Origin of the sequence: Collinsella sp. AM15-2 (genome assembly GCF_003471985.1) — a bacterium.
Lineage (GTDB): Bacteria > Actinomycetota > Coriobacteriia > Coriobacteriales > Coriobacteriaceae > Collinsella.
Genome location: NZ_QRKO01000001.1, coordinates 183,497 through 194,998 on the forward strand (window position 1 = coordinate 183,497; position 11,502 = coordinate 194,998).

Annotated in this window: 11 protein-coding genes; 2 read left to right on the forward strand and 9 right to left on the reverse strand. The window is 61.8% G+C overall.

Features of this window, described 5'->3' with window-relative positions:
- Positions 1–42: 42 nt before the first annotated feature.
- The 7 genes from DW171_RS00845 to idi all read right to left on the reverse strand — a co-directional run bounded on the left by DW171_RS00845 (position 43) and on the right by idi (position 7,932).
- A complete protein-coding gene (locus DW171_RS00845) occupies positions 43–936 on the reverse strand; it encodes an aldose 1-epimerase family protein (RefSeq protein WP_118270171.1) in 894 nt (297 codons plus the stop codon).
- Between the two features lie 79 nt (positions 937–1,015).
- On the reverse strand, positions 1,016–1,885 hold the full coding sequence (locus DW171_RS00850; protein WP_118270172.1) for a hypothetical protein: 870 nt from the start codon (positions 1,883–1,885) through the stop codon (positions 1,016–1,018).
- 195 nt (positions 1,886–2,080) lie between these two features.
- On the reverse strand, positions 2,081–2,950 hold the full coding sequence (locus DW171_RS00855) for a MerR family transcriptional regulator (protein WP_117655373.1): 870 nt from the start codon (positions 2,948–2,950) through the stop codon (positions 2,081–2,083).
- A gap of 92 nt (positions 2,951–3,042) precedes the next feature.
- Complete coding sequence (locus DW171_RS00860) at positions 3,043–3,621, reverse strand: UbiX family flavin prenyltransferase (protein ID WP_055252424.1); 579 nt, start codon at positions 3,619–3,621, stop codon at positions 3,043–3,045.
- 33 nt (positions 3,622–3,654) lie between these two features.
- Positions 3,655–5,142: a UbiD family decarboxylase gene (locus DW171_RS00865; protein WP_118270173.1), complete on the reverse strand. Its 1,488-nt coding sequence runs from the start codon at positions 5,140–5,142 to the stop codon at positions 3,655–3,657.
- Positions 5,143–5,283: 141 nt separating this feature from the next.
- Positions 5,284–6,741 carry an SLC13 family permease gene (locus DW171_RS00870; RefSeq protein WP_199586767.1) on the reverse strand — a complete coding sequence of 486 codons (1,458 nt, stop codon included), beginning with the start codon at positions 6,739–6,741 and terminating at the stop codon, positions 5,284–5,286.
- A gap of 243 nt (positions 6,742–6,984) precedes the next feature.
- Positions 6,985–7,932 (reverse strand): isopentenyl-diphosphate Delta-isomerase, encoded by a 948-nt coding sequence (gene idi, locus DW171_RS00875; RefSeq protein ID WP_158570986.1) that lies wholly within the window; start codon positions 7,930–7,932, stop codon positions 6,985–6,987.
- Positions 7,933–8,093: 161 nt separating this feature from the next.
- Here idi and DW171_RS00880 point away from each other — a divergent pair, with 161 nt between their 5' ends.
- Together DW171_RS00880 and DW171_RS00885 are read left to right on the forward strand one after the other, a co-directional pair.
- A complete protein-coding gene (locus tag DW171_RS00880) occupies positions 8,094–9,329 on the forward strand; it encodes an MFS transporter (RefSeq protein WP_233539060.1) in 1,236 nt (411 codons plus the stop codon).
- Positions 9,330–9,380: 51 nt separating this feature from the next.
- Complete coding sequence (locus DW171_RS00885) at positions 9,381–9,827, forward strand: low molecular weight protein-tyrosine-phosphatase (protein WP_195404543.1); 447 nt, start codon at positions 9,381–9,383, stop codon at positions 9,825–9,827.
- A gap of 227 nt (positions 9,828–10,054) precedes the next feature.
- On the opposite strand, the gene DW171_RS00890 is transcribed toward DW171_RS00885, so the two are convergent.
- The gene (locus DW171_RS00890) at positions 10,055–10,384 is read right to left on the reverse strand and encodes a TIGR04076 family protein (protein ID WP_192934641.1); all 330 of its coding nucleotides are present in this window, start codon (positions 10,382–10,384) and stop codon (positions 10,055–10,057) included.
- A complete protein-coding gene (locus tag DW171_RS00895) occupies positions 10,377–11,201 on the reverse strand; it encodes a PfkB family carbohydrate kinase (RefSeq protein ID WP_117797594.1) in 825 nt (274 codons plus the stop codon). Before DW171_RS00895 ends, DW171_RS00890 begins: the two co-directional genes overlap by 8 nt.
- Positions 11,202–11,502: the final 301 nt, after the last annotated feature.

An 11,502-nucleotide genomic window follows, 5' to 3' on the forward strand; every position in this document is an offset into this window, starting at 1 on the left:
TAGCGGGCGGGAAGGGACAAAGGGACTGTCCCTTTGTCACATCTAGAGCAAGGTGACGCTAAAGCTACGTTTATCGGTAGCGCCGGGAGCCAAGGTGATGGTGTTGACCTTGTGCTCAAAGACGTCGTCCTCGGTGTCCATGGTGGTATGACCGGTCCAGGGCTCGAGCGCCACAAACGGAGCGTCGTTGGCGGCAGACCACACGCCGATGTACTTAAAGCCCTCAAAGTCGATCTTGACGCCGTGGCCCGACTTGCGACCGCGCAGCGTGAGCGTGGAGCCCGGGGCATCGGTGAACATGATGGCATCGTTATCGAAGCTGCGGTGCGTAATGGGCAGCACGTCCGAGTTATCGGGAGCCTTGTAGCTACCCTCGAACGTCATAAGACCGTCGGGCGTGATGATGGGGGCCTCGTTAGTCCAAGCCTCGGTAAACGCCAGCTCGTAATCCTCGAATGCCTCGTCCTCGGCACCGGGGGCAGGCACGTTAAATGCGGGGTGGCCGCCCACCGAGAACGGCAGGTCCACGTCGCCGGTGTTGGTGACGGCAAAAGTCTGGGTAAGCGTGGCGTCGCCGGTTAGGGCATAGGTCATGTTGAGCTTAAAGTGGAAGGGGAACGCCTTGAGCGACTCGGGCGTATCGGTGATCTCGTAGGTGACGGACGAGCCGTCCTCGGAGACCTCGACCAGCTTGTGCTCGACGATGCGCGCGAGTCCGTGGCGCGGCATCTCGCAGGTGCCGGCCGCAGACGTCGCCGTGTTGTTGCGCAGCGAGCCCACAATGGGGAACAGAATGGGCGCGTGCTTGCCCCAAAAGGCCGGGTCGCCCTGCCACAGATACTCGTTGCCGTTGAGGGCAAGGCTCGTGAGCTGGGCGCCCATGGAATCGATGGCCGCGGTAAGGCCGCCGCGCTTGATGGTGGTGACGGTAGACATGCTACTTCCTCCAAAAGTAAACAACAGTGTCGAGGGCTATTGTCCCACTCTTGGCGGCGGGGTTGAGCGTCAGGCGCAGTTATTGAGCAATAGCGTAAAGGTCAAACCCGCCCTGTGGCGTGCTATCGACCGTATCGGGCGCCTGTGAATTAAAGCTCACCGGAACCATGCGCTTTGAGGCGCGGTAACGCGTGCCGTCGGTGGCGACGGGCGGCTCATCGACCGTGAGCTCGTAGTCGCCGGGCTTGAGCTCGATACCGTCACCTTCGGAATTGACGTATTGATACTCGTCGATTGCTTGTCCCTTGAGCGTGCGACCCACGATATGGACGAGCATCTGGCTGTCGCCGCGGGCGGTGTCCCATGTCGCACCGTCCTTAACCTCGACCGACACATGCACCGAGCGCGTGCGGCTGAGCGATTGCTCGACAGACATCTCGACCTTGGCGGCGTCTTGGCGCTGCTGCTCGACATGACCCCAGATGCTGCCGATCGCCGAGCAAGCGATAACGCCGGCCATAAAGGCGATGAGAATGGGGCCGAGCGGAGAGCGACGGCCCGCGTCTTCCTCGCGAGCCAGGTTGGGGCGATGGGTGGGGGCGGGCGCCTGGGCACCCTGCGCGGGCACGTCGAGTATGCTGAAGGATGCCGTGCTGCCGGGGTCGATGGTATGGCGCGGCTGTGGGGTCTTTGCCGGCGAGATCGACATATCAGCCGGCTCGCCGAGCGTGGCCGTGGCATCGGCCTTCGCCTCGTCGGCCTCGGCCTGGGCCCAAGCCTGTTCAAAGGTTAGGGGTTCGGCGGCATCGGAGGCGGCTTCAGGCTCGACACCGGCATCGTTGCCGGTCTCGCCCTCGTCGCTCGACACGTCACACGGCGCGGGCTCGTCCCACTCTTCGTCCGGAGCCTCGCCCTCGCTATACCACCATTCAAAGTTATCGATATCCATACGGGGCGCCCCCTTGGCCTCGCAAATAAACACTTGCTAGCCTTATACCCCCAGATGACACGGGAGCTCGCCGGCACAGACAGGAAAAGCGTCACAACATTCGAGGCTTTTCCTCGTTTTCGAGATTTTCATCGAATGTTGTGATGGTTTGGGCGGCAGCCATGCCGCGAATGTGACAAAGGGACTGTCCCTTTGTCACATCTGGAGGGTAACGGGGATTTGGATGCAGCAAAAGTCCTCTTGGTGGGACTCGTCGTAGCTCGTGGTATCGAGGTAGCAAAAGTCGAAAGCGTTGCCAACGGGCTGGAGCGCGTGCTCGTCCATGCAGGCAACGATGGCGCGGATGCCCTCGGGCTCGTACGGCATACCCCAGCGGCTCATGCACAGGTATGTGCCCTCGGGCAGCACTTCGATGCCGATCTCTGCCAGCTCGGCGGGATCGCTCGGCAGCAGTTCCTCGACACCGCGCGGCAGCACGGCAAAGGAGCCCGCGCCGGCGATAGGGTCGTCGGAATGCAGCGCCTCACGACGCAGCATGGCACCCCAGCCGCGCATAGGGCGCGTGCCCGTGAGCGCACGCATGCGCAGGATGGCCCGCATGAGCGTGGGGTGAAGCATCGAGCGGCCGCGCTCGATATCGCCTGGAAACTCCTCAAAGACCACGAAGCGGCGCTCGAACTGCTTGAGCTCCGGCTTGCCCTCGCGCTCGCGCCAGTAAACTGCCTCGTCGTAAAAGCTCAGACGCTCCTGCACGCTCGCACGCTCGGCTTTGAGCCCGGCAATCTGCTCGTCGAGCGCCTGCACCCGCGAGCGCAGGTGGTCGGTCATCTCGCTAATGTCGAACGTCGAGGCTAGGCGGTCGATCTCATCGAGTTCGAGCCCTAGGTCGCGCAGCATGCAGATCAGACGCATGAGCGGGATCTGCGTGGGCGAATAGAAACGGTAGCCTTTTTCGTTAACCACGGCGGGCTTAAACAGGCCGATCTTGTCGTAGTAGATGAGCGTTTGGCGCGAAACGTTAAACAAACTCGCCATCTCGCTAATCGCATACATGCCCGTCTGCATAGGTCCTCCCGACACATCCTTTTTGCGCACAAAGCCCGCCGCCCACAGGGGCAGCGGGCTCAAACACTACTCGTATCCTACCCTAAAGACGCCTATGACCAGCGCTTATAGTTTGCGCATGACACGCCGACGGCCTCGAGCGCCTTGGCGGCGATGTGGTGCACCGCGTCATCGAGCGTGGCGGGGCCGTTGTAAAACGTGAGCATGGGCGGCATGAGCATGACGCCCGGTACGCGCGCAAGGCGCGCCATGTTGTCGACATGAATGGCGCTGAAGGGCGTCTCGCGCACCATGAGCACCAGGCGGCGCTGCTCTTTCATCTGCACGTCGGCCGCACGCAGCAACAGATTGTCGCTGTAGCCGCTCGCGATGCCGGCGAGCGTCTTCATGGAGCACGGGGCCACGATCATGCCGTCGACCGGATAGGTGCCGCTTGCGATGGCGGCGCCGATGTTCTTGTTGTCGTAGACCACATCGGCATGCGTGGCAAACTCGTCGAGCGTCATGCCGAGCTCCTGCTCGATGGTGATCTCTCCCCCGCGCGTGACGACAAGCGCCGACTCGGCACCTGCCTGGCGCAGGCATTTGAGGCACTCAAGACCCAGCGCGGCACCGCTGGCGCCAGACACGCCAACGACAATGCGACGGGGACGGACAGAAGACTCAGGCATGACGGCTCCTTAACTACTTGGTAGGGCTACTTACTAGAAAGCAATCTCCTTGGCCCACTTGTCTGTGTCGATCTCCATGAACTGCGAGCGAATGAAGTTCTTCTTGAGGTCGAACGGGACCGTGCAGTCGAAGATGGCCTTGCAGGCGATGCCGTGCTCGCGGATCGTGGGGTCGAACGCGGGGTCGTTGGACGGATCGAGCACGTGGCAGTGGCAACCGGGGATGGTGATGAGGTCCACGTCGGCCTGGAAGCGCGTGGTCATGGCCCACATCACGTCGCTCATATCGAAGATATCGACATCCTCGTCAACAAGGATGACGTGCTTGAGCTCGGAGAATGCCGAGAAGGCGAGCATGGCGGCGTTGCGCTGACGGCCCTCGTCATTTTTGCTCGACTTCTTGAACTGCATGATGGCAACGAACTTGCCGCCGCCGCAGGGGGCAGCGTGGACGTTGAGCAGGCGGCCCGGGATGGCGGTCTCGACCATCTTGTAGATGGATGCCTCGGTGGGGATGCCGGCCATGGACACGTGCTCGTGCGAGGGACCGATGCAGCTCTCCATGATGGGATTGACGCGCGTGGTGACGGCGGTGATCTTGATCACCGGGCAGACCTTGGCGCCACCGGTGTAGCCGGGGAACTCGGGCATGGCGTAGCCGTGGCCGTTGACGTCCTCGTTGATGGTCTCGTCGTGCATGAGGTAGCCCTCGAGCACATACTCGGCATTGGCGATGCACTTCTGCGGAACGGTGACGCAGTCGGCAAGCTCGACGGCGTGGCCGCGCAGGGCGCCGGCGATCTGCAGCTCGTTAAAGCCGAGCGGCGTGGTGGGCGCCTCGAAGCCACAGCACATGTACACGGCGGGGTCCAGACCGATGGAGATGGAGATGGGCATGTCTTCGCCGCGCTGGCAGTACTCGTCAAAGAACGCGCCAAGGTGACGGCTGCCCGGAGTGATCCACATGGCGAGCTTGTCCTTGTCGACGCAGGAGAAGCGGTGGATGGTCACGTCGGACTGGGAGCCGTCGGGGCTCGTGCCATAAGCGAGGCCCATGGTGATGTAGGGGCCGCCGTCGACGGGCGTGTTGGTGGGAGCGGGAACGATCTTGCGCAGGTCAAAGCCCTCGTCGGTCGCCTTGTACACGACCTCTTGGCAGTCGACGTGCGCACCCTCGGCGATCTGCTCGGGCGCGATCAGGTTCTCGAAGCGCTTGCCGATCTCGAGGCCCAGGTGCTCCTCGTCGAGGTCGAGCAGGGCGGCAACGCGCTTGCGGCTGGCAAGCATGCCGATGCAGACCTTGGCATCGTCAAAGCCCCTGACGTTGTTGAAGACCATCGCCGGGCCCTCTTTGGTCGGACGCATAACGGTGCCGCCGGCACCGACGCGACGATAGACGCCCGAGACCTCGGCGTCCGCGTCGACCTGGGTGTCGGTCTCGAGCAGCTGGCCCGGCATCTCGCGCAAAAAGTCGAGCGCGGAGCGCAGATCGTGGATCTGGGAAGCATCGGTAGTGGACATAGCGTGCTCCTTTCGGGAGAGTGTCCGGCGGCGGGAGTGCCGCCGGCTTGGTAACGTAATGGGGCCGCAGCGCTCATAGATGGGGCGCTCGGGCACTCGCAGTTCAAGCACTCGGCTAATTACAGCCAAGCACTCGACTGCTTACATCAGGCCAAAGAGGTGGAACCAGGCGGCCTCGACCAGCACGACGATAAAGACGACCGCAGTGAGGGGAATGCCCATGCGCATAGCCTCTTTGGAGGTGTAGCCGCCAGCGTCCTTGCCCTCGCCGATAAGGATCGGCAGGTTATGGAACGGCAGGATGTAGTGGATGTTGATGGACGTAAAGACGATGAGCGCCACGGCGAGCGGGCTCACGCTGGAGCCGGCCGCAAAGCTGATGAACGCCGGCACGCACACGCCGAGCACGGCCATGACCGAGCCCATGAACATGTGGATGATCATGGAAAGCGCGGCGACGAGCAGGGCGAACAGGAAGATGTTCTCGGGCACGGAGCTGGGAAGCACGACATCGGCGATCCAGGCGTTCATGCCGGTGGCACCGCCCACGGAACCCACGGCCATGGCGGCCGTCAGGAACATGAGGGACTTGATGTCGACAGCGTTCCAGCTGGCAGGAGTGAGAACCTCGCCGATGATGGGCATGGCGAGCGCGACACCGATGGCAAGTGTCACCCAGCCGATGTAATCGCCCGAGACGGTAAGCCACAGCGCGATGGCGATGACAAGCCACACGATGGTGCGGATCTCCTTGACGGAGAGCTTGCCGAGCGCGGCCTGCTTGGCCACGATCTGCTCGCGATCGTAGACGAGCTCCTTGCTGGGCTTAAAGAGGAAGAGACCCAGGAACAGGGTGCACAGCAGCGCGACCAGCATAGGCACGCTCATGTACAGGAACCAGTCGACAAAGGACGGGCCCATGCCGCCGGCCTCGGCGCTGTACTGCGCGACGAGCGGGTTGAGCGTGGAGTCGCCCGTCAGGAAGAACATGGAGCCCGGGGCAGCAGCGGCAAACACGAGGAAGCCGAGCTTGCCGCGGTCGTCGTCACCGTAGCCGGCGGACTCGGCAATGACCGAGACGACGGCGAGGATGAGGAAGGCGCGGGGGAACGGATGCGGGATCAGCAGCGACAGCACAAAGGTGAGCGCGAAGATTGAGATGATGAGCGACTTGGCATCGCGCACGAACTTGAGCATAAACGCATAGGCGATGCGCTCGCCCAGGCCCGACTCCTTGACCGCGCTGGCGATGAGGTAGGCGCCGATGACGAGCCACATGGTGGCTTTGGTCCACGAGCTAAACGTGGAGGCGACCGTCGCCGAGATGCTCGCGGCACCCGTGTCGTCCACGCACACCTTGAACAGAACGAGCAGCGCGCAATAGAGCAGGCCCACAAAGCCCGGCTGTGCCACGCCACACGCCCAGAACACCACCGTGGCAAGCGTCAACGCCAGACAGGTCTGACCGCCGGCCGTAAGCTCGACCGTCGAGCTCAGCTCCACCAAAGGAAGAAACTTCACCAGCAAAAAGACAACGATACCCAGCACAAAGCCAATTTCGCGCTTGGTGATCTTAAACGCCTTCTTTTCCGCTTCCATCTCCCCACCTTTCTTGTTGGGGGCGCTCCGGATTCGCGGCCACGTTGCCACTTAAAAAGGGGCGCCCGTTATCGGACACCCCTTACGTTGCGCTGTGTTGTGGCAATACAGTCAAGCGGATTTTTTTGGATGAGAAGCGATCCCCTGGACAAAAACCATCACAACATTCGACGCTTTTCCTCGTTTTCGAGATTTTCGTCGAATGTTGCGACGGTTTGGATGTGGCAACGGGACTGTCTTTTTTCACATAGCAAGGGCTGTGCGGATGGAGGGGACCTCCAGAGCCTCGCGGAGCCAGGGGGCCAGCTGCTCGGGGTGACCCTGCAGATAGCCTTTGAGCTCGGAGGGCGCCACGCGGCGCACCTCCGAGATCTCCTCTTGGTTGATATGCAGCTCGCCCGGCTCAACATGGGCTACGAACACCTCGCACCATTCGCACTCGCAGCGGCCGTCGCCGTGGTCCTCGCGGTACACCACGTGTCCGAGGTGCTTGAGCTGATCGGGCTCGCGCGTGATGCCAAGCTCTTCGTTGATGCGACGTGCCGTGGCGGCCGCGACGTCTTCCCCGGGGAGCGGATGGCCGGCACAGCCATCGGCCAGCACCCCGCCCCACAGGCGTTTGAGCGGGCTGCGACGACAGAGCAGCAGGCGCGCGTCTTCGCCCTGGCCCTCGACCAGAAGCGTCAGAAATGCCTGATGCAAGATTCCCTCGCCGGTATGGGCCTCGATGCGGTCGACGGGGCCAAGCGCCTCGCCGGTCGCGGCATCGACCGCCACGACCTCGGCGCCTGCGCCGCCCTCATCCCAGCCGGCGCGCAGAATGCGGGCTGCGGCCTCCTCGAGCGCGGCGATGAGTTCCTTGGTGGTATCGAGCATGCGCTTCAGGTCGTCCCCGCTCGCCTGTTCAACATGAAAACCCGTGCTTGCAACTACCGGCACACTAAAGCGCGTGGCCAGCGCCGCTGCGATATCGTGCGCCGGGATCTCGTCTCGATGGCACGGAACGGCCAGGATGCTCACCGTCGCCGTACGGCCGGGCTCGGGACGCGGAATGGCCTGTGCCGTGGCGCCCAGGTGCGCAAATTCCGGCGAGCAGGCGTAGACCGCCATGCCTCGCGGTGTCACCGTCAGCTGGGCCTCGAGCGCAAACTTGCCCTCGCCCACTGCAACCTTTGTCGTGTGCATACCCATGGGATCTCCTGTCGCCCGCGATGTACCTGAGACCATCTTCACCTGTATTGCGACTATACAGGCAAGCGCAGTCTGCGACAAAGGGGGCAGGCACCTGACGCATTCTGTTAGAGTTGCAGGGATTGAATCCCGCTTATTAATGCGACATTGGAGTTACAACCTTGACCGCCGCAACCACGCCTAAAAGTAAGTCAACCGCCGCCGCGCTCTCCCCCGCGCGCACCAAGCTCTGCCTGGCGCTGCTCGTGCTGTTGGGATTCTCGCTCGGCTGCTCCGAGTTCGTGGTCATCGGCATCGAAAGCGACCTGGCGACGGAGCTCGGCATCTCGCTTGCCACAGCGGGCCAGCTCATCAGCGTGTTCGCACTCGTCTACGCCATCGCTACGCCAGTGCTTGCGCTCAGCACGGGACGCTTCCGCCGCTACCGGCTGCTCGTGTGCTACAGCATCGTCTTTGTGCTCGGCAACCTGGTCATGGCGTTGGCGCCCAACTTCCAGGTACTGTTTATCTCGCGCATTGTCCTGGGTTCTGTCTCGGGCGCACTGCTCGCCGTGGGCGTGACGTACATCCCCGAGCTGCTGTCCCCGCAGCAAACTTCGCTTGCCATCTCGGTGGTGTACGGTGCGTTTTCCGTGGCGATGGTCTTTGTCACTTCGATCGGCAAGTTTGTGGCCGACACGCTCGATTGGCACATGGCCATGTACGGCACGCTGACCTTTGCCGTTCTAATCTGCGGAGCGCTCGTGGCGTTTATGCCGCGCGCTGGGCAGACCGATGAGCCCGCCACCTTCCGCGAGCAGGCGGGTCTGCTACGCGAGCCGAGCATCATCACCGGCATGCTCATCTTTTTGTTTGGCGTGGGCTCGGTCTACGTATTCTACGGCTACGTGACGCCTTATCTTGAGCAGGTGCTGGGTATGGGAACCGTTCAGGCGAGCACCACGCTTATGGCCTACGGCGTGTTCTGCCTGATCTCGAACATCCTGGGCGGATGGATCGACGCGCGTTTTGGCATGAAGGCACTGCTTGTGACGTTTGTGCTGCAGGCCGCGGCGTTACTCGGGCTGTTTGCCGTGGGCGGCACCATGCCGCTCGCGCTGGTCTTTGTCTTTAGCCTGGCGATGCTCATGTACCTGTTCTCGGTCTCATGCATCACGCACTTTATGGACGTGGCACGCAGCCGCCATCCCAAATCGATGGTACTCGCGAGCTCGGTAGAACCCATGGCGTTTAACGTCGGCATTTCGTTTGGCACCGCAGTAGGCGGCGCCGTGGTGAGCAGCGTTGGCATTGCCTACGTTGGCGCGGTTGGTGCCGCGTTCTCGCTTGTGGCCTGGGCGCTTACGCTGGTGACGATTAAGCTGGCTCGCTGGGAGCGCAAGCGAGCGAGGGCGTAAGCGCAGATGCGATACTCGAGCTCGATGATGGCGATCGAAAGGAAACCGCATATGCAACGTGTACTGTTTATCTGCCATGGGAACATCTGCCGCTCGACGATGGCTGAGTCGGTGTTTACCGAGCTCGTGCGCCGCGCTGGGCGCGAGGCGGAGTTTGTCATCGATTCCGCAGCGACCTCAACTGAGGAGATCGGCAACCCGCCGCATCATGGCACGGTCGCCAAGCTGCGCGAAGTCGGGATTCCCGTCGTTGCGCACCGTGCCCGCCAGGTGCGTCGAGCAGAGTATGGCGACTGGGATCACATTGTCTATATGGATGCTGAGAACGCGCGCGGCCTGCGTCGCATCTTTGGCGACGACCCCTACGGCAAGATTACGCGCTTGCTCGATTGGACCGAGCGCCCCGGCGACGTGGCCGATCCCTGGTACACCGGCAACTTCGATGCCACCTACCGCGGCGTACTCGACGGTTGCACTGCTATGCTCGAGCAGCTGTAATCGATGAAATGCAGAGTTTTTAGAGCCATAAATCGGATGAAATGTAGAAATTTGACCTTACTCGCGCACAGCACAACGACGACAACGCCTAAGCATAGGCATAAGCGAAGTCGGAATTCCCATATACAAATCGAGCGTGGTTTTTCTCCCACTTTGAGCGTTCAAGTGCGCTCTAAACGGGAGAAAATCCACGCTCATTTTCTCGGCGGGAGATAATCCACGCTCAACTACTCGTCGACGATCTCGGCAAGCCAGACGTTGAGGGTATCGACCTCGGGGCAGCAGAACTTTGCCGTACCAGGCTCGTTGCCAGGCACGGTTCCGCCATAGCGCAGGATATCGATATAGGGAAAGCCCACATGGCAGGCCATGGCGCACATCTTGCCGCGGTCTCGGTCGAAGTCAAAAACGTCGCCCGGCTTGTGACCATGGTGGCAGCGGCACGCACCTAGCTGGTCCACGCAGCTCACGCGGATACGCGGACGCTTGCCACGCGGCGCGCCGAGCGGCTTGTTCTCGCCCGCAGGCTTGACGCCGCCCTCGCCAGCATTACTCATGGTCGATCACGTCCAAGCAGGCCTCGATGGGCAGGCCGGCCGACTTGTCCTCTTGATCGGCATTGCGCTCGATAAGCTCGGCCACCACGCGCATGGCATCGGACGTCGCGCGCTGCAGACTCCAACCTGCCATAACGCGGCCGACGAGCACTGCCGAGAACGTGTCGCCCGTACCCGGGAAATAGACCGGAATGAGCTCAAAGGGAATCGTGAAGTACTCCCCCGCTACATGGTCGTAACCGATAACCGCGTTCGTGCCATTGACCACGGCGCTCGTAATGACCACCGACTTGGCACCCAACTCGCGCACGGCGTCCACAAGGGCGCGGGCCTCATCGGGCGTGATCTGCTCTGCAATAGGCGTATCGGCGAGCAGACAGGCCTCGGTGTAGTTGGGCACCGCGTAGTCTGCGCACTCCAGCAGGTGCCGCATGAGGCCAATCGTGGACTCGGGCACGCCGGCATAGAGCTTGCCGTTGTCACCCATGATGGGATCGACGAACACCTTGGTGCCCTTTTGCGCACGGCGGTGGCAAAAGTCCGAGATGATGCGCGTCTCTTCCTCGGTCACGATAAAGCCGGTCGAGATGGCGTCGAACTCAAAGCCGAGCTCCTCCCAGATAGCGAGGCTTTGACGCACGTACTCGGTGGTGTCGTGGATGTAGAACTTGGGGTAGTTGAGCGTGTCGGACACAAGTGCCGTCGGCAGATTGTGGATACGGTAACCCATGTGCGACAGCACCGGCAGCATGGCGGAAAGCGCGACCTTGCCGTAGCCGCACATATCGTTAATCAGCAGCAGCTGAGTATTCTTCATGAGGGTCTCCCTTGTTTCGGGCGCGGCGCGGCAGCGCCACAGTGCGACTAAGTGTAGCGCAGGGGACGTTGTGAACGGGCGCTGGCACCGCAGAGGACGAATTGTTGCGGAAAGGTTACGGGAAGGAGGAAGTTAGTCGTTGGGGACGTTCTTAAATGACTAGTCGACACAAGGAGTGTCCCCAAATGCCGGCACATAAGGAACGTCCCTAAGTGCCGCTCGAACATAATAAGTTTGGTACCTTGACATTTATTTACCGTGCTCCTAAATTGGTTAGGCACAAAACAATTCAACTACCTAA